A 20,324-nucleotide genomic window follows, 5' to 3' on the forward strand; every position below is an offset into this window, starting at 1 on the left:
TGTTCGCAAGTAAATCCTTGTCAGATTTGTCTTTTGTCTGACCCACAGCCTCGAAAGCTCCGATATGCCCGCCACCTCGATCGATTTTGCCCGGATTGAAGCGGTTCTGCGCCAGGCCAGCGCGGCAGCCGCGCAGCACACCCTGCCCCTGTTCCGCACCCCGCTTGCCATCGACAACAAGCTCGATGCCGGCTTCGACCCGGTCACCGAGGCAGACAAGGGTGCAGAAACCGTCATCCGCGACATCATCGCCCAGGCCTTTCCCGATCACCAGATCATCGGCGAGGAATGGGGCACGACCGGGCAAGGACACCATAGCTGGATCATCGACCCGGTCGATGGGACGCGCGCCTTCATTTCAGGCGCACCGGTCTGGGGCACGCTGATCGGCTTTGCCATTGATGGGGTGGCGGTGGCCGGGCTGATGAGCCAGCCCTTTATCGGCGAGGAGTTCATCGCCGTGCCGGGCCGCTCGACCTATCGGCGCGGCGAGCTGTTGCGCACCAACCAGACCAGCGGCCAGACCGAGCTGGCCGCCGCGCGCGTCTTTACCACCACCCCGAACCTGTTTTCTGGCGAACACTGGAGCAAATGGCTGGCGGTGGAGCAGGCCACGCGCCTGCAGCGCTTTGGCATGGATTGCTATGGCTATGCGCTGCTGGCTGCCGGGCAGGCGGACCTCGTCATCGAGCCCTATCTCAACACCTATGATATCGCCGCTTTGGTGCCGATCATCCGCGAGGCTGGCGGCGCCATCGCCTGCTGGGACGGCTCCGAACCCAGCGGCGGCGGCAATGTAGTGGCCGCCGCAACCCCCCAACTGCTCGACAGGGCGCTGGAGCTGATCAACGCCGCCTAGCGGCTCTGCTCGGTAATGAAAGCGTCGAATGCGGCAAACACCTGACCGCGCACTGGATCGGCCTCCATGAACATCTCGTGGCGCGATCCGGCGATCACCATATGCCGCCCTGTGCGCAGACGCAGGCCCAAATGCTCGATGGCCGGGGTGGAAACGATCCGCTCCCGCGCCGCCGCCAGGATCAACAGGGGGATGCGGATTTCGCCGGGAAACCGGTCATGCCGGGTTTCCAGCATGGCCCGCATGGAAGCCCCAAGCCAGCGGAAGCTTGGCGAGCCGACATAAAGCCCGTCATCGGCCCTGATGGTTTCGACCATGCGCTTGTAGCGCAGCATGTCGGAGGTCAGGGGATTGTCCGGATACATGCTTTCGTCCGGCCGCCGGTCGCCCTTGCGCTTGAGCGGCAAATGCCCGAGCCCGAAAAAACTCACCGTTTCGGCCACAGCCGCCCAGCGATGCAGGCTGTGATCCAGGCCATGCAGGCCCACCATGGGCGCGCTGAGAAACACCCGGTCGAACATCATCCGGTCGCGCGTCGTCGCGATCAGGCTGGCCAGCCCGCCCATGGAATGGCCCACCAGATAGAAGGGCGGCGGACAATCGGGCAGCAGGATCCCGGCGTGAAAACAGCGCAGATCGGTCCAGTAATCCTCGAAGCGATCGACATAGCCGACATGCGGGTTGCCGATCAGCCGGTCCGAGCCGCCCTGGCCGCGCCAATCGAAAGTCGCCACGGCAAAGCCGCGTTTGCGGAAGTCGGCGATGGTCTCGAAATATTTTTCGATATATTCGGTCCGCCCCTGCACCAGGCACACCGTGCCGCGTTGCGGCCCCTCGGTTTTCGGCCACAGCGCATAGCGCAGCCGCACCTTGTCCGAGGTGGTGAAATAGCCCACCCGCGCGCCCTCGGGCACCGGATTGGTCGGGATGGACACCAGCCTGGGTCCGTTTGGTTCGACTTGCGCTGACAATGCGTGCCCTCGTTTCCGCTTTGGCGGCGACCTTAATCGGGCATTGTGAAAAAAGAAAAGCCAGCAACCGGTCTGGCTGCTGGCTTTCCTTGTCTGCGCGGTCCCATGCGGGGGGCGGGTTGACGGGACCGTCAGGGGTGCGAGCGCTTCCGCCGGAGCTGTCCGGCCACGTTCACATGCCCCTTTCTAGGCCAATGCACCTGAACCGGAACGGAGCGGATCATTCATCTTGGGTTCATCTCGCCAGGCTCTTGAACCGGCTCTGGCCGCACCTACATCAATGCTGTTCGCCGGGCATACCGGGGACACCGGCCCTGTCCAATCGGTCTCGCCTATGCAAGGGAGCACCGCCACAGGCACCGGTCGACACTCAACCACGTTGCTCAATCGGAGAATGTGAAAATGCAGACCATCGATTTTTCCCCCTTCTACCGCTCCACTGTCGGCTTTGACCGGCTGTTCAACCGGCTCGACAGCCTGGGCGCTCAGGAAACCAAGACCTATCCGCCCTACAATATCGAGCGCACCGGCGATGACACCTATCGCATCTCGATTGCCGTAGCCGGCTTCTCCAATGGCGACATCGCCGTGGAGACCAAGGAAAACAGCCTCGTCGTCAAGGGTGCCAAGCCCTCAGAGAGCGGTGAGGACAAGCGTGAATTCCTCCATCGCGGCATTGCCGAGCGCGCCTTCGAGCTGCGCTTCCAGCTTGCCGACTATGTCGAGGTGCAAGGCGCAACCCTTGAGAACGGCCTGTTGCATCTGGAGCTGAAGCGCGAACTGCCCGAAAGCAAGAAGGCGCGCACCATCCAGATCAATGGCGGCACCGCCACCATCGAGGACAAATCCGTGAACTAGGCCCGGCGCTTGCGCAAAATCGCCCGGGTGGAGCAATTTTAAGGGTCTAGGCCATGAAAGCTGCGCTCGAAAGGCGATAGTTGCCGAGTCCGTCGGAATGATGAAGGCGCGGTCCGCAAGGGCCGCGCCTTTCTTCATGCGCCGGGATCTGGAGCACAACATGCCGCGGCTGCATCGTTGACCCCGGCCACCATTGCCGGATGCCCCTGGCAGCAATCGCGCATCAGAAAATCCACCAGCCCCGAAAGACCGGCGAAATTGGCCGTATAGCGGATCGAGCGCGCTTCGCGGCGCGAGGCAATCAGACCGGAGCGCTCCAGATGCGCCAGGTGAAACGAGGTGCGCGAGGACGACGCCCCCACCGCCTCGCTAATGGCCCCCGCGGCCATGCCACCGTCACCCGCCATGACCAATGCTCGCACGATACGCAGCCGCGTGTCCTGCGAGAGCGCGCCGAAGGCATCGAGGGCTTGCTTTTCGTTCATTCTCATTTCAATATCTCTTGAAACATTGAGATAATGGTAGAACCAATGAACGCGCCTGTCACCACCATGATCCAGCCCGACCACACCTTGAGCCAGTTGCGCGCTCGCCTGGAGCCGCACACCGCCCTCCCATTGGCCCTTACCTATGCCGGACGAAACATTCAGCCCAGCTACCATGTCACCGAGATCAAGGCGGCGTATTTTTCTGCCCTCGACTGCGGCGGCAAGCCGGACCAGTGGGCCGAGACCGTCCTGCAGGTGGAAGACCTGCCGGCCCGGGAAGGACAAGACCCGATGAGCGTGGGAAAGTTCCTTTCCATTCTTGCCCGCGTCGAACAGGCCCTGAGCATGGAGCCTTCATCCCGGGTCACCATCGAGATCAGCCGTCCCGGCGAAGCCATGCAAGTTTTCGACATCGCCCGCGTTGAAGCGGGGCGGGAGAGCGTGATGCTGCAGCTGGCAATGCGCCCCGCCATCTGCAAGCCCCGTCATCGCGCCAGTCAGCCGCAGGCAAGCTGCTGCAACCCGACACCCCAGTCGGCCGCCTGCTGCACCTGACCGACACGCCAAGCGAGCCCTCATCATGTCCAGGCCCGTTCCCGCATCTGCCGTCTGGTCGCTCGGCATCACCCAGATCGTGGGCTATGGCTCGCTCTATTATTCCTTCAGCGTGTTGGCCCCGGCCATCGGGGACAGTTTTGGCCTGTCCGCCGAATGGATCTTCGGCGCCCTGACTGTCGCACTGCTGATCGGCGGACTGGCGGCGCCATGGACCGGGCGCATGCTGGACCGGTTCGGCGCCGCCCGGAGCATGAGCCTTGGCTCTTTGTTGGTCAGCGTCTTTTTGCTGCTTATGGCCATTGCACCCAACGGCATGTTCTTTGCGCTGGCCCTGGCCGGCATGGAAATCGCGTCCACTTTGGTGCTCTATGCCGCCGCCTTCGCTGTGCTTGTGCAATTGGGTGGGCGGAAGGCGCAGGCCAGCATCACCCATCTGACCCTGATCGCGGGTTTCGCTTCGACCCTGTTCTGGCCCGTAACGGCATGGCTCGAAGACCTGGTCGGCTGGCGTGGCAGCTATGTGGTTTTCGCCGCCATGAACGTCCTGGTTTGCCTGCCACTGCATCTCTGGCTGGGCCGATTGTCGAACCGCCCCGCGCACGGCCCGTCCGACGCCGCCACGACCCCACCGCCGGCAATTGCCCTGTCAGATCATCCCAAAAGCAAATGGCTCTTTCCGCTGGTGCTGGTCGGGTTTGCCCTGCAAGGACTGGTGCTGGCTGCAGTCACCCTGCAAATGCTGCCGCTGCTGCAGGCACTCGACCTTGGCACGCACGTCCTGTTGATCTCGAGCATTTTTGGACCGGCTCAGGTTCTGGCGCGGCTGGTCAACATGGTGTTCGGCGGACGCCTGCGCCCGACGGCCCTGGCCATCATCGCCGCCGCGACCCTGCCGATAGCTCTGCTGCTGCTCGCCGTTTCGGCTCCCGCTCTGGCCGGTGCAATGGCCTTTGCCCTGCTCTTTGGACTGGGTTCGGGGCTCACCAGCATTATCTCCGGCTCCCTGCCGCTGCACTTGTTCGGCCAGCACAATTATGGGGCCCGCCAGGGGCTGATCTCTGCAGCCCGCCAGATGGCCGCGGCCACGGCCCCTTTTGCCATGGCCCTGGCCATTGGCCAGTTTGGCGTTTCCGCAACGCTCTGGTCCTGGACCGCTCTGGCGCTACTGCCTATGGCCTGCTTCATCCTGATCCTGCCGATCACGCGCCGCGCCGCATCCGCGCTGCCAAATCCGAAGCCCGCACCAGCCGAATAGCGTGCTCGCTCATCGGTATTGGAACGAGTCCGCGTGCTGCGCAGTTGATTGGGTAAGGCCCCGCGCCGTCTCAATCAATTCAAGCGTCAGGATAGGAAACCGATGAAAACTCCAAGCATCGACCTCAAGGCCAATGCCAAGTCTGCTGTGATCGACGTGCTCAATGCACGCCTTGCCGACAGCATCGATCTGGCCCTCGTCACCAAGCAGGCTCACTGGAATTTGAAAGGCCCCAACTTCATCGCCGTGCATGAAATGCTCGACCCCATGCGCGCCGCCATTGATGGCCATGTCGATGTGATGGCCGAGCGCATCGCCCAGCTCGACGGCACGCCGGATGGCACCAGCCAGACCGTTGCCAAGACCACCAGCCTTGACGCCTATCCCACCGACATCAAGAAGGTGCCTGATCATCTCGCTGCCCTGGCTGATCGCTATGGCAAGCTGGCCAACCAGGTGCGCAAGGACATCGACGCGACCGACGAGGCCGGCGATGCCGACACCGCCGATATTCTGACCGCCTTTTCGCGCGACCTTGACAAGAATCTGTGGTTCATCAAATCCCATCTCGAATAGGATTTCCAGACGGAACGGATAGAGATTGGGCGCCCCATCCGGGCGCCCAATGCGTTTGGGGCCCATTGTCCTATAGTTTCCTATTGCTTTTGCGGCCAAGTCCTATTTTTTGTGTCGGTCTGGTGGCAAAATGGCTTGCCCCTAGTTTTGAATTATGCAAATGTGCAGGCGTTAGGGCAGCATCTCTGTCCTATCTCACGCGTCGCCCCGCTCTCCGCGGTCAGCGCGCACGCTGGTCCGGCTGGACCGCTAGTCGATAGCGGAAACGGACAGGCGGGGCTAAGATAGAGCCCGAATATGAGCGGCCATTTGGATGCAGTGCCGCTCCCCATGCAGGAACGCAATTTGCTCATTCGAGCCGTACTCGTGTAGTACGACCCGGCTGAACACTGCGCCCCAGAGGAAACCATGCATCCGACCGGCCGGCCCCGTCGGCAACAGCAGGATGCGCAAGACGAAACATTGGCCCCAGTTCAGGGCCCGAACAGAACGAGGTTAAGCAATGGCAAACGTACGGACCGGCATCACCGCCCAGACCGAAACAGCCAATCGCAAAACCCTGATTCTGGATGGCAAGCGCGTCGACGGCCGCCCCCAGGCCCAGGGTCTTTATGATCCGGCCCATGAGCATGACGCCTGCGGCATCGGCATGATCGCCAACATCAAGAACAAGCCCAGCCACGAAGTGGTGCAGAAGGGTCTCGAAATTCTCGAGAACCTGGAGCATCGCGGTGCCGTGGGCGCCGACCCGCTGATGGGCGACGGCGCCGGCATTCTGGTGCAGACCCCGCACGCCTTTTTTGCCAAGGTGCTGCCCTTCGCCCTGCCTGAAAAGCAGCACTACGCCGTGGCGATGGTGTTTTACCCCAACGAAGTCGCCCTGCGGGACAAGTGCGCCGCCGTGGTCCGCCGGTGCCTTGAGACCGAGGGCCTCGAACTGCTCGGCGAACGCACTGTCCCCACCGACAATTCGCGGCTGTCCGAAGGCGTCATTGCCACCCAACCGATCATCGAGCAGATGGTCATTGCGCGCCCCGAAGGTCTGACCATCGACGAGTTCGAGCGCAAGCTGCTGATCGTGCGCAAGGTCATCTCCAACTCCGTCTATAAGGAGATCCCCGAGAGCGACAGCGATAACGGCTTCTATGTCGTCTCCATGTCGGCCCGCACCATTGTCTATAAGGGCATGTTCCTGGCCGACCAGCTGGGCGCCTTCTATACGGACCTGCATGACGAGGCGTTTGAAAGCGCCATCGCGCTCGTTCATCAGCGCTTCTCGACCAATACCTTCCCCTCCTGGAAGCTGGCCCACCCCTATCGCATGACCACCCACAATGGTGAGATCAACACCATTCGCGGCAACGTCAACTGGATGGCGGCCCGTCAGGCTTCGGTCTCTTCGCCCAAGTTCGGCGATGACATCACCAAGATCTGGCCGATCTCCTATGAGGGTCAGTCGGATACGGCCTGCTTCGACAATGCGCTCGAATTCCTCGTGCGCGGCGGCTATTCGCTGCCGCACGCAGCCATGATGCTGATCCCCGAAGCCTGGGCCGGCAACTCGCTGATGGATGAAGAGCGTCGCGCTTTCTACGAATATCACGCCGCCCTGATGGAGCCCTGGGATGGCCCGGCCGCCATGTCGCTGTCGGACGGCCGTTATGTCGTGGCCACGCTCGACCGCAATGGGCTGCGCCCCGCGCGCTATCTCGTCACCAGGGAGGGCCATGTTGTCCTCGCCTCGGAGTCCGGCGTGCTCGATATCCCCGATGAGGACATTGTCGAGCGCTGGCGCCTGCAGCCGGGCCGCATGCTGCTGATCGACCTCGAAGAAGGCCGCATTGTCTCGGACGAAGAGGTCAAGAAGCACCTCGCCACCAAGAATCCCTATGCCGAGTGGCTCGCCCGCAGCCAGATCGTGCTCGAGGACCTGCCCGCCACCGAGCCGCAGGCCCCCAAGAGCTCTGAAAGCCTGCTCGACCGCCTGCAGGCCTTTGGCTACACCCAGGAAGACTTCAAGCTGTTGATGGCCCCCATGGCCACCACCGGCCAGGAAGCCGTGGGCTCGATGGGCACCGACACGCCGATCTCGGCGCTCTCGAACAAGTCCAAGCTGCTCTATACCTATTTCAAGCAGAACTTCGCGCAGGTCACCAACCCGCCCATCGACCCGATCCGCGAGGAATCGGTGATGAGCCTGGTGAGCTTCATCGGCCCGCGCCCGAACATTCTCGATCTTGAAGGCTCTTCGCGCGAAAAGCGCCTGGAAGTGCGTCAGCCCATCTTGACCAATGAGGATCTCGAAAAGATCCGCGCCATTGGCGACATGCGCGACAACCAGTTCAAGACCAAGACCATCGACATCACCTATATGGCCGACAAGGGCGCCGCCGGCATGGAAGCCGCCCTGGCCGACATCTGCGCCATTGCCGAAGAGGCGGTGCGGGGTGAATACAACATCATCATCCTCTCTGACCGCCTGGTTGCAGCCGACCGCATCGCCATTCCCGCGCTGCTGGCGACCGCTGCCGTGCATCACCATCTGATCCGCAAGGGCCTGCGCACCTCCTCGGGCCTCGTGGTGGAAACCGGCGAAGCCCGCGAAATGCACCATTTCGCCATGCTTGCCGGCTATGGCGCCGAGGCGATCAACCCCTACCTTGCCTTCGAAGCCCTGGCGGCGCTGCATGCCGAAGGCGAATATCCGCCCGAGGTTTCGGCAGACGAAGTGGTCTATCGCTATATCAAGAGCGTCGGTAAGGGCCTGCTCAAGGTCATGTCCAAGATGGGCATTTCCACCTACCAGTCCTATTGCGGCGCCCAGATATTCGACGCCATCGGTCTCAATTCCGAATTTGTGAAGAAGTACTTCTTCGGCACCGCGACCTCCATCGAAGGCGTTGGGCTGGCCGAAATCTCGGAAGAAACCGTGCGCCGCCATAGTTCGGCCTTCGGCGACGATGCCGTGCTGCGCAAGGCCCTCGATATCGGTGGCGAATATGGCTTCCGCATTCGCGGCGAAAAGCATGCCTGGTCGCCTGACGTGGTCGCCGATCTGCAGCACGCCGTGCGCACCGCAAGCGACAGCCCGGAAACCGCCCAGGAACGTTATGACAGCTTTGCTGCCCATGTGAATTCGGGCGATAATGGCTACCTGGCGATCCGCAACCTGTTCGATATCAAGCCGCTCGGGCCTGCCGTCGAACTAGATGAGGTCGAACCGGCCGCCAATATCGTTCGTCGCTTCGTGACGGGCGCCATGTCCTTCGGCTCGATCAGCCGCGAGGCGCATACGACCCTGGCCATCGCGATGAACCAGATCGGCGGCAAGTCCAATACCGGTGAGGGCGGCGAAGAACCCGACCGCTACAAGCCCCTGCCCGGCGGCTCGCGCAATCCATTGCGTTCGGCCATCAAGCAGGTTGCGTCGGGCCGCTTTGGCGTCACCACCGAATATCTGGTCAATTCCGACCAGATCCAGATCAAGGTTGCGCAGGGCGCCAAGCCTGGCGAAGGCGGTCAATTGCCCGGCCACAAGGTCGACTGGATCGTTGCCAAGACCCGTCACTCGACCCCGGGTGTGGGCCTGATTTCGCCCCCGCCGCACCACGACATCTATTCGATCGAAGACCTGGCCCAGCTCATCTACGATCTCAAGAACGTCAATGAGCAGGCCGATATCTCGGTCAAGCTGGTCAGTGAAGTCGGTGTCGGCACAGTGGCTGCCGGTGTTGCCAAGGCGCGCGCCGACCACATCACCATTTCCGGCTATGATGGCGGCACGGGTGCCTCCCCGCTGACCTCATTGAAGCATGCCGGCGGTCCTTGGGAAATCGGCCTGGCCGAAACCCACCAGACCCTGGTGCTCAACCGCCTGCGCTCCCGGGTGCGCCTGCAGGTCGATGGCGGTCTCAAAACCGGCCGCGACGTGCTGATCGGCGCCATTCTGGGTGCGGACGAGTTCGGCTTCTCGACGGCGCCGCTGATCGCGGCCGGCTGCATCATGATGCGCAAGTGCCACCTCAACACCTGTCCGGTTGGCGTTGCCACCCAGGATCCGGTGCTGCGCAAGCGCTTCAAGGGCACGCCCGAGCACGTCATCAACTACTTCTTTTTCGTGGCCGAAGAGCTGCGTGGGCTGATGGCCTCGCTCGGCGCCAGGACACTCGACGAGTTGATTGGTCGCTCCGACCTGCTCGACCAGCGCCGGGCCACCGATCACTGGAAGAGCGAGGGCATTGATCTCTCCAAGGTGTTCTACAAGCCCGAGCCGCTGGGCGGCGACAGCCTCTATCACACCGAAACGCAGAACCATCACCTCGAAGCCGTGCTCGATCGCAAGCTGATCGAACTGGCCGCTCCGGCGCTGGAAAACGGCACCCCGGTGCAGATCGAGTTGCCCATCAAGAGCCGCGACCGCTCCGCCGGCGCCATGCTCTCTGGTGCAGTAGCAAAGAAATATGGTCATGCGGGCCTGCCCGAGGACACCATCTCGATCACCCTAAGGGGCACGGCCGGCCAGGCCTTTGGCGCCTTCCTGTCCAAGGGCATCTCGATCGACATGATCGGTGACGCCAATGACTATGTCGGCAAGGGCCTCTCGGGTGGTCGCATCGTGGTGCGTCCGTCGGACAAGGTCGGCATCGTGCCGGAAGACTCGATCATCGTCGGCAATACCGTGCTCTATGGCGCCATTTCCGGTGAGTGCTATTTCCGCGGCGTCGCCGGTGAACGCTTCGCCGTTCGCAATTCGGGCGCCATCGCGGTTGTCGAAGGCACTGGCGATCACGGTTGCGAATACATGACCGGCGGCCTTGTCGTCGTCATTGGCAAGACCGGACGCAACTTTGCTGCCGGCATGAGTGGCGGTGTCGCCTATGTGCTGGACGAGGATGAGACCTTCCGCTCGCGCTGTAACCTGGCCATGGTCGATCTTGAGCCGGTGCAGGAGGAGGAAGACCTCATGCGCAAGCTCCACCATCATGGTGGCGACCTCGAATGGCACGGCCGCGTCGACATTTCGGGCGACATGACCAAGCACGACGACGAGCGCCTGCATCAGCTCATCTCCAACCATCTCCATTACACGGGCTCCACCCGTGCCAAGCAGATCCTGGAGAATTGGGTCGAGATGCGTCCCAAGTTCGTCAAGGTCATGCCGGTCGAGTATCGCCGCGCCATCCTTGAGATGGAAAAGAAACGCAGCTCTGGCGCGCAGGCGGCGGCAGAGTAGCGGCCCTTTTTTCACCTCCCCTTCGGGGGAGGCCGGGAGGGAGGGGAGCCGGGCTCCGCTCTCTCAGTTGAGATCAATTCCGCGCGCAGCGCGACCTAAGGGGAGACAAGCATGGGCAAGGTTACCGGCTTTCTCGAAATCGAACGTGAAGAACCGCGCTACGAGCCGGCCTCCGACCGCATTCGCCATTTTGGCGAGTTCACCATTCCGCTGACCGAAGGCCGGGTGGTCGATCAGGCTGCCCGCTGCATGGATTGCGGCATTCCCTTCTGTCATGGCGACACCGGTTGCCCGGTGCACAACCAGATCCCGGACTGGAATGACCTGATCTATAATGGCGATTGGGAAGAGGCTTCGCGCAATCTCCATTCGACCAATAATTTCCCCGAATTTACCGGCCGCATCTGCCCCGCGCCTTGCGAGGAAGCCTGCACGCTCAACCTCGAGGACGTGCCCGTTGCCATCAAGACGGTGGAACAGGCCATTGCCGACAAGGCGATCAAGGCCGGCTGGGTCAAGCCGCACCCGCCAAAGGCTAAAACCGGCAAAAAGGTCGCCGTGGTCGGTTCGGGGCCGGCCGGCATGGCCGCTGCCCAGCAACTGGCCCGCGCCGGACACGATGTGCATGTCTATGAGCGCGAGCCCAAGGCAGGCGGCCTGATGCGCTATGGCATTCCCGACTTCAAGATGGAAAAGGGGCATATCGACTTCCGCGTCACCCAGATGGAAGCCGAGGGCGTCACTTTCCACTACGGCGTCAATGTTGGCGTGACCACGCCGCTCTCGGACCTGCAGCGCGACCACGATGCGGTGCTGCTCTGCGGTGGCGCCGAGCGCCCGCGTCCGGTCGATGTCGAAGGCAACCAGTTTGCCGGCGTGCACTTCGCCATGCCATTCCTGGTGCAGCAGAACCGCCGCGTGGGTGGGGAAGACGTCAGCAATGAATTCCAGCTCACCGCTGCCGGCAAGCATGTCGTGGTGGTGGGCGGTGGCGATACCGCGTCTGACTGCGTCGGCACCAGCTTCCGTCAGGGGGCCATTGCCGTAACTCAGCTCGACGTCCGCCCCATGCCGCCCGAGTTGGAGAACAAGCTGACCAACTGGCCCAATTGGGCAGTCAAGATGCGCACCTCGTCCTCCCAGGCCGAAGGCGCCATCCGCGAATTCTCCGCCGGCACGATGAAGATCATCGCCGACGCCAATGGCCATGTCACTGGCGTTGAATGCGCCCGCGTCGACCGCAAGCGCCAGCCCATTCCAGGCACCGAATTCGTCATCCGGGCGGATCTGGTGCTGCTCGCCATCGGTTTTGCTGGTCCAGTTGCCGAAGGCATGCTGACCGAACTGGGCGCCGACCTCGACCAGCGCGGCAATCTGTTTGCCGACACCATGAGCTACAAGACCTCGGTGCCCGGCGTCTATGCCGCCGGCGACATGCGCCGCGGCCAGTCGCTCGTCGTCTGGGCCATTCGCGAAGGTCGCCAGGCCGCCCGCTCCATCGACTTCGACCTGATGGGCAAGACGGATCTGCCTCGCTGAGAGCCAACCCGCAGGGCAAATCGCGCCAGTGGCGCGATTTGAGGCGAGCGGGCCATGAGGCCTGTGGCCGAATGGCCCGGACCCGCCGCATGCTGGAGGGCCCCCCCCTATCAGGGGACTTCGGAACGGCCGAAGGCAAAATCACGCCAGTGGCGTGATTTTAGATTCGAAGGCCGGAAGGGCTACGCCCGCACGGCAGGTGGGGCTATGGTCCCGCAAAAGCGATTCCGCGGAGCCTTACATGCCCCAAGCCCCCTACACCGTCGACCAGCTGATTTCCGCCAAGGCCATTGCCGCCCGCGTCGAGGAACTGGCCGCCGAAATCACCGAAACGTTCCGCGACACCGACAAGCTCGTCGTCGTTGGCCTCTTGCGCGGCTCCTTCATCTTCATCGCCGATCTGGTGCGCGAGATCGACTTGCCGGTGGAGGTCGATTTCCTCGAAGCGTCCTCTTATGGCGACGCCATGGAATCGAGCCGCGAAGTGCGCATCCTCAAGGATTTGCGCGGCGAAATACACGATCGAGACGTGCTGGTGGTGGAAGACATCATCGACACCGGCCACACGCTCAAACACGTGCTCGAAATCCTCGAAACCCGCCACCCGCGCCGCATGGAAGTCTGCGCCCTGCTCAACAAACCATCGCGCCGCGAGACCGACGTCCCGGCCCGCTGGATCGGCTTCGACATCCCCGATGAATTTGTCGTCGGCTATGGCATTGACTACGCACAGCGCAATCGCAACCTGCCCCATATCGGCAAGGTGCGTTTCGTCGGGGAATAACGGACGGCGCGGTACTACGCTGCGTTCTGTCGCTTGCGGAAGGTGCTGAACTGGAATTTCTGCACGCTTCCCCATGGGGTAACATGCTCGTGCCGGGCATGGCCGATAAGCGAGAAGCGGTCGCCGAGCAGTGCCGAAAGGCTCTCCCCGTCATGCCGCACCACCGGCAAGCCACTGCATTTTTCCGGGCCATCCGGCGCAAACGTTCCGATGACGGCGACGCCCCCGGCGACCAGCGCCCGATCGATGGCCCTGGCATAGCGCGCCTGATCATCCGTTTCCGTAAGGAAATGCAACGCGGCCCGGTCATGCCAGAAGTCATAGGGGCGATCAGGCTCCCATTGGGTGACATCGGCAGCGATCCAGCCGACATTTTTGGCTTCAGGCAGGCGAGCACGGGCGATGTCGAGTGCCGCCTGCGAAAGGTCCAGCACGCTCACCCATGCCTGGCCACGCGCCACCAACGCATCCACCAGCCGCGAGGCACCACCCCCGATATCGACAAGGGCGTGCTCCTGGCCAAGGCCTGCGGCATCAAGAAGTCCAAGCGAATAGGCGGGGCTCTCCTCGAACCAGGACACCTCCTCCTCGCCCTTGGTGGAATAAACGCCCTGCCAATGGTCTTGGCGCTCGCTCACATCACCGCCCCGACCTGCCAGGGCACAAATTCATTGTCGCCATAGCCCAGCGTCTCGGACTTGGTCCGCTCGCCCGAGGCAACCTTGAGGATGTGCTCGAAGATTTCCTGCCCCTTGGCCTCGATGGAAACACCCTCGACGATATCGCCGCAATTGATGTCCATATCCTCGCTCATGCGGGCATACATGTCCGAGTTGGTCGCCAGCTTGATCGAGGGAACAGGCTTACAGCCATAGGCCGAGCCGCGCCCGGTGGTGAAGGTCAGCACATTGGCCCCGCCGGCCACCTGCCCCGTTGCCGAAACCGGATCGAAGCCCGGCGTGTCCATGAACACAAAGCCCTTCTCGGTGACCTTTTCGGCATATTCATATACCGCCGTCAGCGGCGTCGAACCGCCCTTGGCGGTGGCGCCGAGGGATTTTTCCAGAATCGTTGTCAGCCCGCCCAGCTTGTTGCCGGGAGACGGATTGTTGTTCATCTCCCCGCCATTGCGACGCGTGTAGTCTTCCCACCATTTGATGCGCTCGATCAGCTTTTCGCCCACTTCGCGCGTCACCGCGCGGCGGGTCAGCATATGTTCGGCGCCATAGACTTCCGGCGTTTCCGAAAGAATCGCCGTACCGCCATGCTTGACCAGCGTATCGACCGCCACGCCCAGCGCCGGATTGGCGGTAATGCCCGAATAGCCATCCGAGCCGCCGCATTGCAGCGCCAGGGTGAGATGACTGGCATCCACTGTTTCGCGTCTCGCCTTTGCTGCCACAGGCAGCATCTCCTTGATGCGCTCGACCCCCCACTCGATCATCTTGCGCGTGCCACCGATCTCCTGGATCGTCATGGTCTGGAAGGTGTCGGTCTCCGAAAGGTTATAGGCTTCCTTCATCCGGTCGATCTGGAAAGCCTCGCAGCCCAGCCCCACCAGCAACGCCGCGCCCAGATTGGGATTTGAGGTATAGCCCCACTGCGTGCGCCGGAAAATCTGATAGCCCTCGCCGCTCAGGTCCATGGCGCAGCCGGTGCCATGAACGAATGGGATCACCCCATCAATCTCCGGATAATCGTTCAAAACGCCCGAGCGGTTGATCGCTTCGGCCATGAATTTGGCAACGGTCGCCGAGCAGTTCACCGACGTCAGGATACCGACATAATTGCGCGTCCCCACCGAGCCATTGGCGCGCTTGAAGCCTTCAAAGGTCGCCCGCTGGCTGGCCTCGACCATCTCGACCGGTACCGCGCCTTCGGCAAAGGCATAATCATGCGCGAGCGACCCATCGGGGCCACCCATGCCGCAATTGTGCTCATGCACCCAATCGCCCGGCGCGATCCCTTCCTTGGCAAATCCGATGATCTGCCCGAATTTTACCACAGCCTCGCCCGCCGCAATCGGGCGCGTGGCGAATTTGTGCCCGCGCGGCACCCGGCGGATGATGGCAACACCCTCGGGCGTGCCGGTGCCCACCTCGAGATTGGCCAGCGCTACCGCAATATTGTCGGCGGCGTTCAGCACCAGGGTCTTGCCTTGCGGCTGCGTCACTTGCTCATTCATCAATAGGGGGCCTTTGGCAGTCGGTTCTCAACGCTTTACGCCGGCGGATATTCTCGTCAGATTGCGCCCGCAATAGAGAGGTCCGGCATTGTCATTCAAGACATCACTAACTAACATGTTAGCATGAAAACGGAAGCCAGTCCCTACCAATTTCTAGGACAAGCAGGCGATTTCTCGCGCGGCACGGTTACGCTGGACGTGACCAATGCCCTGCGCCAGGCCATTGTCACCCTGGCTCTGCCGCCCGGCACCATGCTGGACAAATCCGCCATTTGCAGCCAATTGGGTGTCTCGCGCTTCCCGGTCAGCGAGGCGCTGGCCCGGCTGGCCGAGGAAGGGCTGGTCGATATCGCGCCGCAGCGCGGCTCTACCGTGTCACTGGTCAAAATCGCCGATGTGCGAGAATACATGCTCATCCGCAAGGGGCTCGAAAGCGAGGCCCTGCGTGTTCTGATCGGCAAGCACGACACCGAGGTCATTGCGGCGCTGCACGCCAATATGGCAGCCCAGCGCGATGCCGCCTCGCGCGACGATGCCGAAACCTTTCACCAGATCGACGTAGAATTTCACGACATCATCTTCCGCTCCATGCGGCTGACCAAGGTCAAATCGATTATCGACAAGGCCCGCGCCAATCTTGATCGCGCCCGGCGCCTGATCATCACCCCGCGCCGGCTCAACCACACCATTGCTGAACACCAGGCAATCTTCGATGGCATCCTGGCCGCTGACGCGCCTCAGGCCATTGCCGCCATTCGCGCCCATATCGACGCGGTCATGATCGAGCTGTTCGCCTTCGCCCAGGAGCAACCGGCGCTGTTTGCCGACGGCGCCGAATTCACCACCAAAGACAATGATTTCCCCTTCGGCTAACCGCGAGACCTTTCTATCCATGCTCAAGAATATCCCGGCCTTGCTCGGCCCCGAATTGCTCTCCACCCTGCGCGCCATGGGCCACGGCGACGAAATTGTCATTGCCGACGCCAATTTCCCGGCCGAATTCCTCGGGCCCATGGTGATCCGCGCCGACGGCATCTCGGCCACCGACATGCTCGATGCAGTGCTCACGCTGCTGCCACTCGACCAATTTGTGGACGAAACCGCCATCGGCATGGAAGTGGTTGGCAACCCGGCAGCCCGCCAGCCCATCGACGATGAATTCGAAGCCGCAATCGCCCGGCATGAGCCCGAAAAGCGCTACACCAAGATCGAGCGCTTTGCTTTTTATGACCGCGCCAAGAAGGCAGCGGCCGTGATCCAGAGCGGGGAAACCCGACTCTATGGCAATATCATTCTCAAGAAGGGCGTCATTCGCGCCGAAGCCTGACGGATTCCGTCCGGGCTGCCCTCGACAGGCTAACATGTTAGCTCTATGACGCCGACAAACCACTTGGAGGACTCCTGCAATGAAACTGCTTCGCGTCGGCGCCAAGGGCGCTGAAAAGCCCGCCATTCTTGCTGAAGACGGCTCGATCCGCGACCTCACCGGCGTTGTGGCGGACATTGGCGGGGCAACCCTGCTGCCCGAGGGTCTGGAGATTATTGCCGGCACCGACATCGCCTCGCTGCCCACGCTGTCTGCCGATGAGCGCATCGGCCCCTGCGTGGCCAATGTCGGAAAGTTCATCTGCATCGGGCTGAACTATGCCGACCATGCCGCCGAAACCGGCGCGCCGATCCCTGAAGAGCCAATCATCTTCATGAAGGCCACCAGCGCCATTATCGGCCCCAATGACGAAGTCGTCATTCCCAAGAACGCCATCAAGCCCGATTGGGAAGTTGAGCTGGCCATCGTCATCGGCAAGGAAGCCCGCTATGTCGAGGAAGCCGATGCCATGGATCACGTCGCCGGCTATTGCGTCTGCAACGACGTCTCCGAGCGCCACTTCCAGACTGAGCGCGGCGGCACCTGGGACAAGGGCAAGGGCGCCGACACCTTCGGCCCCATTGGCCCCTGGCTGGTGACCAAGGACGAGGTGGCCGATCCGCAGAACCTCAAGATGTGGCTCGAAGTCGATGGCAAGCGTTATCAGGACGGCTCGACCAAGACCATGATCTTTGGCGTTGCAAAAGTCGTGTCCTACGTCTCCCAGTTCATGAGCCTACAGCCGGGCGACATCATCACCACCGGCACCCCGCCGGGCGTCGGCATGGGCATCAAACCCGAGCCGGTCTGGCTTCAGCCGGGCAATGTGATGCGCCTTGGCATCGAAGGCCTCGGCGAGCAGACCCAGAACGTCAAGGCCTATAGCGCCTGAGTTCTGCTGTTTGCCCATCCCTTTAACGGGAGGGACAACACGCGCAGGGGACAAAATCTGCGGGCCCGTCAGGCGGGTCCGCACCTTGCTCACCTCTGACGACCCCCGCAAAGTGCCCGGCGCCTCGAACGGCGCCTGTCAGCTCCTCCTGCTGGCCCCACCTGCCTTTCTGCCCCTAGGCGGCGACAGAAGACTGGCAGAGAATTTTTCGCACCGGCGCACGACGGGGGCCAAGGCTTGCCTTGTGGCCGGACCGCAGGACCGCTATGGCCCTCACTCGGGAACTGGGGGAGACCATGACCATTTTCGACAACACGCTCGATGCCGATGGCGCGCTCATCGTCGGTGCCGGCCTTGCCGGACTGTTTACCGCGCTCAAGCTGGCGCCTCGCCCGGTCACGGTGCTTTCCCCCAAACCGCTCGGCATGGGCGCGTCTTCAGCCTGGGCCCAGGGTGGCGTCGCTGCCGCGATTGGCCAGGGCGACAGCCCCCGTGCCCACGCCCAGGACACCGAAATGGCCGGCGCCGGCATTGTCGATCATGGCACCGCCGAAGGGGTCACCGCGGAAGCCGTGGCCCGTATCGAGGATCTGGCCCGCTGGGGCACACCATTCGACCGCGATGATTTCGGCAATTTCGAGCTGGGCCGCGAAGCCGCTCACTCAGCCAACCGCATCGTCAAGGTCGAAGGAGACCGCGCCGGCTGGGCCATCATGCAGGCCATCATTGCCGAGGTCAGGCGCACCCCATCGATCCGCGTTGTGGAAGGCATTACCGCCCTCAGCCTTGCCCGCGACAATGGCCGTATCGTTGGCGTCTATTGCCGACGCCTGGGCGACCGCTATTCCGAGCCCATCTATATCCGCGCCCGCGCCACCATTCTGGCAGCCGGCGGGCTGGGCGGGCTCTATGCCGTGACAACTAATCCGCCAGGCGTGCGGGGCCACGCCATGGGCATGGCGGCCCGCGCTGGCGCCATCATCGCCGATCCTGAATTCGTCCAGTTCCACCCCACCGCCATTGCCACCGGCGCCGATCCGGCGCCGCTTGCTACCGAGGCCTTGCGCGGCGAAGGCGCCATCCTGCTCAATGATCTGGGCGAGCGCTTCATGCCCGCCATCCATCCCGACGCAGAACTGGCACCGCGCGACATCGTTGCCCGCGCCAATTTCCGCCAGATCCAGGCCGGCCGCCGGGTGTTTCTCGACACAAGGCAAGTGCTCGGCGCCGATATCCTCACCCGCTTCCCCACCGTCTCGAAATATTGCCACGACGCCGGCATAGACCCGGTCAATGATATGATCCCGGTCACCCCGGCGGCTCACTTTCACATGGGCGGCGTCAAGGTGGATGAGCGCGGCCGCTCTTCCCTGCCCGGCCTCTGGGTCTGCGGCGAAGCCAGTTGCACCGGCCTGCACGGGGCCAATCGGCTGGCCTCAAACTCCCTGTTGGAGGCGGTCGTCTTCGGCGCACGCATCGCCGAGGACATCGGCGGGCTCGAGCCGGCGCGTAGTCTGGCGCCCTTTGAGGGCATCGAATGGAACGAGGCCGAAGGCAACAAGGCCGAGGAAGTGCTGCGCAACACGATCGCGGTGCAGGAACTGCGCCGCATCATGGGCGATCTGGTGGGCGTGGAGCGCGATGAAGCGGGGCTGAAGGCAGCACTGCGGCAGATCGCCCATCTCGAGGCGACGGCTGAACAGGTCACCAGCGCCTTTCTCAACATGACGACTTCCGCTACGCTGGTCGCTGCGGCGGCGCTAAGGCGAACCGAAAGCCGCGGCGGTCACTTCCGCCTCGATTTCCCCGAACCAAGCGGGGACTGGGAGCATCATACGGAGATAACTTTGGGCGAGGCCCTCGCCATCCGCGCCGGGGCTTGACTATTCCGCCAGCAGATAGGTCGCCAGCGCTGTCAGGTCTTCATCGGTCCAGTGCGATGTGGAATCGCTAATCACCTCGCCCATCGAGCCGCCCAGCACATCGAAACCCGGCGTGAACCCGTCCTTGAGCGTCTGCACCAAGGTTGCCACGTCATAGCCCTCCGCCACAAGCGCATCAGCGGTAATGGCCGGCGCCCGGCCTCCGGTGCCGCCGGGCGACCCGGTCAGCGCCTTATCCCACTCCAGCGCGCCAAGCGCATTGCGCGGTGAGTGACAGGCCACGCAGTGGGCCGGCCCATAGGCCAGGTATTTACCCCGGTTGTAGATTTCGGACTGCCCCTCTTCGGGCTCGAAGCGGTTGGGCGAAAAGAACAGGTTCTGCCATCCGGCCATGGCCAGGCGGATATTGAACGGAAACGGGATCTGGCTTTCGGCGGCAGGCGTGGCGACCGGCTCGGTGGCCATCAGGGCTGCATAGAGATCGGCGATCTCCTGGTCGCTCATCAGCGTGTAGTTTTCGTAGGGAAAGGCGGGGTAGAGGTGCCCTTCCGGACCCATGCCATTGCTCATGGCGTCGGCAAATTCGGCCAGCGTCCAGGCGCCAATCCCGGCCTCGGGATCGGAGGTGATATTGGGGGGCACAAAGGTGCCGAACGGTGTCTCCAGCCCCGCTCCGCCAGAGAGCATGGCACGCCCATTTTCAGCATCGGTATGGCAGGCCACGCAGCCGCCCAGCCGGATGAGATAGTCGCCGCGCGTCACATCTCCGACCAGGTCCAGCTCACGTGCCGGTCCGGCCACCGGCTTGAGCAGAAAGGCCCCGGTCCCGACCCCGATTACGGCAACGGCAATCGCCGCCCACCACCGTTTTCTCATG

General features: G+C 62.7%; 17 protein-coding genes. 12 read left to right on the forward strand and 5 right to left on the reverse strand.

Translation table 11 applies throughout. The features are described from left to right. The first annotated feature begins 64 nt into the window (after positions 1-64). Positions 65-859: an inositol monophosphatase family protein gene (locus GO014_RS14890; RefSeq protein WP_157291104.1), complete on the forward strand. Its 795-nt coding sequence runs from the start codon at positions 65-67 to the stop codon at positions 857-859. On the opposite strand, the gene GO014_RS14895 is transcribed toward GO014_RS14890, so the two are convergent. Next, on the reverse strand, positions 856-1,794 hold the full coding sequence (locus GO014_RS14895; RefSeq protein ID WP_157291105.1) for an alpha/beta fold hydrolase: 939 nt from the start codon (positions 1,792-1,794) through the stop codon (positions 856-858). The genes GO014_RS14890 and GO014_RS14895 overlap by 4 nt on opposite strands. Positions 1,795-2,232: 438 nt before the next feature. Here GO014_RS14895 and GO014_RS14900 point away from each other — a divergent pair, with 438 nt between their 5' ends. Further along, positions 2,233-2,688 carry an Hsp20 family protein gene (locus tag GO014_RS14900; RefSeq protein WP_116589916.1) on the forward strand — a complete coding sequence of 152 codons (456 nt, stop codon included), beginning with the start codon at positions 2,233-2,235 and terminating at the stop codon, positions 2,686-2,688. 134 nt (positions 2,689-2,822) lie between these two features. Here GO014_RS14900 and GO014_RS14905 read toward each other — a convergent pair whose 3' ends face one another. Next, entirely contained in the window at positions 2,823-3,173 is a 351-nt protein-coding gene (locus GO014_RS14905) for an ArsR/SmtB family transcription factor (protein ID WP_157291106.1), read from the reverse strand. Positions 3,174-3,218: 45 nt separating this feature from the next. Here GO014_RS14905 and GO014_RS14910 point away from each other — a divergent pair, with 45 nt between their 5' ends. The 6 genes from GO014_RS14910 (at position 3,219) to hpt (ending at position 13,121) form a co-directional block, all read left to right on the forward strand. Next, positions 3,219-3,731 (forward strand): DUF6428 family protein, encoded by a 513-nt coding sequence (locus GO014_RS14910; RefSeq protein ID WP_210252463.1) that lies wholly within the window; start codon positions 3,219-3,221, stop codon positions 3,729-3,731. A 25-nt stretch (positions 3,732-3,756) separates the two neighbouring features. Further along, the gene (gene arsK, locus GO014_RS14915) at positions 3,757-4,989 is read left to right on the forward strand and encodes an arsenite efflux MFS transporter ArsK (protein WP_157291108.1); all 1,233 of its coding nucleotides are present in this window, start codon (positions 3,757-3,759) and stop codon (positions 4,987-4,989) included. A 102-nt stretch (positions 4,990-5,091) separates the two neighbouring features. Continuing rightward, positions 5,092-5,565 (forward strand): DNA starvation/stationary phase protection protein Dps, encoded by a 474-nt coding sequence (gene dps, locus GO014_RS14920; RefSeq protein WP_157291109.1) that lies wholly within the window; start codon positions 5,092-5,094, stop codon positions 5,563-5,565. A 502-nt stretch (positions 5,566-6,067) separates the two neighbouring features. Further along, the gene (gene gltB / locus GO014_RS14925; protein WP_157291110.1) at positions 6,068-10,798 is read left to right on the forward strand and encodes a glutamate synthase large subunit; all 4,731 of its coding nucleotides are present in this window, start codon (positions 6,068-6,070) and stop codon (positions 10,796-10,798) included. A gap of 111 nt (positions 10,799-10,909) precedes the next feature. Then, complete coding sequence (locus GO014_RS14930; RefSeq protein ID WP_116589910.1) at positions 10,910-12,337, forward strand: glutamate synthase subunit beta; 1,428 nt, start codon at positions 10,910-10,912, stop codon at positions 12,335-12,337. 241 nt (positions 12,338-12,578) lie between these two features. After that, positions 12,579-13,121, forward strand: a complete 543-nt coding sequence (hpt, locus tag GO014_RS14935; RefSeq protein ID WP_116589909.1) for a hypoxanthine phosphoribosyltransferase — start codon at positions 12,579-12,581, stop codon at positions 13,119-13,121. A gap of 14 nt (positions 13,122-13,135) precedes the next feature. Here the strand turns inward: hpt and GO014_RS14940 are convergent, their stop codons facing one another. Together GO014_RS14940 and GO014_RS14945 are read right to left on the reverse strand one after the other, a co-directional pair. Then, positions 13,136-13,759, reverse strand: coding sequence for a class I SAM-dependent methyltransferase (locus tag GO014_RS14940; protein WP_343030981.1), 624 nt, complete (start codon positions 13,757-13,759; stop codon positions 13,136-13,138). Further along, a complete protein-coding gene (locus GO014_RS14945; RefSeq protein WP_425482087.1) occupies positions 13,756-15,294 on the reverse strand; it encodes a UxaA family hydrolase in 1,539 nt (512 codons plus the stop codon). Before GO014_RS14945 ends, GO014_RS14940 begins: the two co-directional genes overlap by 4 nt. Positions 15,295-15,429: 135 nt before the next feature. On the opposite strand from GO014_RS14945, the gene GO014_RS14950 reads away from it, so the two are divergent. The 4 genes from GO014_RS14950 to GO014_RS14965 all read left to right on the forward strand — a co-directional run bounded on the left by GO014_RS14950 (position 15,430) and on the right by GO014_RS14965 (position 19,447). Then, positions 15,430-16,179 (forward strand): GntR family transcriptional regulator, encoded by a 750-nt coding sequence (locus GO014_RS14950; protein ID WP_157291112.1) that lies wholly within the window; start codon positions 15,430-15,432, stop codon positions 16,177-16,179. A 19-nt stretch (positions 16,180-16,198) separates the two neighbouring features. Next, complete coding sequence (locus tag GO014_RS14955; RefSeq protein ID WP_157291113.1) at positions 16,199-16,633, forward strand: RbsD/FucU family protein; 435 nt, start codon at positions 16,199-16,201, stop codon at positions 16,631-16,633. Positions 16,634-16,712: 79 nt separating this feature from the next. Next, on the forward strand, positions 16,713-17,564 hold the full coding sequence (locus tag GO014_RS14960; RefSeq protein ID WP_157291114.1) for a fumarylacetoacetate hydrolase family protein: 852 nt from the start codon (positions 16,713-16,715) through the stop codon (positions 17,562-17,564). Positions 17,565-17,860: 296 nt separating this feature from the next. Then, positions 17,861-19,447, forward strand: a complete 1,587-nt coding sequence (locus tag GO014_RS14965) for an L-aspartate oxidase (protein ID WP_157291154.1) — start codon at positions 17,861-17,863, stop codon at positions 19,445-19,447. Here GO014_RS14965 and GO014_RS14970 read toward each other — a convergent pair whose 3' ends face one another. Then, positions 19,448-20,323 (reverse strand): c-type cytochrome, encoded by an 876-nt coding sequence (locus GO014_RS14970; RefSeq protein WP_157291115.1) that lies wholly within the window; start codon positions 20,321-20,323, stop codon positions 19,448-19,450. Between the last annotated feature and the right edge of the window lies 1 nt (position 20,324).

Origin of the sequence: Devosia marina (genome assembly GCF_009758415.1) — a bacterium.
Lineage (GTDB): Bacteria > Pseudomonadota > Alphaproteobacteria > Rhizobiales > Devosiaceae > Devosia > Devosia marina.

Excerpts from the sequence above, each read along its gene's own strand:
- gltB (WP_157291110.1), top strand. The coding sequence starts at position 6,068 with ATGGCAAACGTACGGACCGGCATCACCGCCCAGACCGAAACAGCCAAT.
- GO014_RS14900 (WP_116589916.1), top strand. The coding sequence starts at position 2,233 with ATGCAGACCATCGATTTTTCCCCCTTCTACCGCTCCACTGTCGGCTTT.
- GO014_RS14960 (WP_157291114.1), top strand. The coding sequence starts at position 16,713 with ATGAAACTGCTTCGCGTCGGCGCCAAGGGCGCTGAAAAGCCCGCCATT.
- GO014_RS14965 (WP_157291154.1), top strand. The coding sequence starts at position 17,861 with ATGACCATTTTCGACAACACGCTCGATGCCGATGGCGCGCTCATCGTC.
- GO014_RS14910 (WP_210252463.1), top strand. The coding sequence starts at position 3,219 with ATGAACGCGCCTGTCACCACCATGATCCAGCCCGACCACACCTTGAGC.
- GO014_RS14890 (WP_157291104.1), top strand. The coding sequence starts at position 65 with ATGCCCGCCACCTCGATCGATTTTGCCCGGATTGAAGCGGTTCTGCGC.
- hpt (WP_116589909.1), top strand. The coding sequence starts at position 12,579 with ATGCCCCAAGCCCCCTACACCGTCGACCAGCTGATTTCCGCCAAGGCC.
- arsK (WP_157291108.1), top strand. The coding sequence starts at position 3,757 with ATGTCCAGGCCCGTTCCCGCATCTGCCGTCTGGTCGCTCGGCATCACC.
- GO014_RS14955 (WP_157291113.1), top strand. The coding sequence starts at position 16,199 with ATGCTCAAGAATATCCCGGCCTTGCTCGGCCCCGAATTGCTCTCCACC.
- GO014_RS14950 (WP_157291112.1), top strand. The coding sequence starts at position 15,430 with ATGAAAACGGAAGCCAGTCCCTACCAATTTCTAGGACAAGCAGGCGAT.
- GO014_RS14930 (WP_116589910.1), top strand. The coding sequence starts at position 10,910 with ATGGGCAAGGTTACCGGCTTTCTCGAAATCGAACGTGAAGAACCGCGC.
- dps (WP_157291109.1), top strand. The coding sequence starts at position 5,092 with ATGAAAACTCCAAGCATCGACCTCAAGGCCAATGCCAAGTCTGCTGTG.
- GO014_RS14905 (WP_157291106.1), bottom strand. The coding sequence starts at position 3,173 with ATGAACGAAAAGCAAGCCCTCGATGCCTTCGGCGCGCTCTCGCAGGAC.
- GO014_RS14970 (WP_157291115.1), bottom strand. The coding sequence starts at position 20,323 with ATGAGAAAACGGTGGTGGGCGGCGATTGCCGTTGCCGTAATCGGGGTC.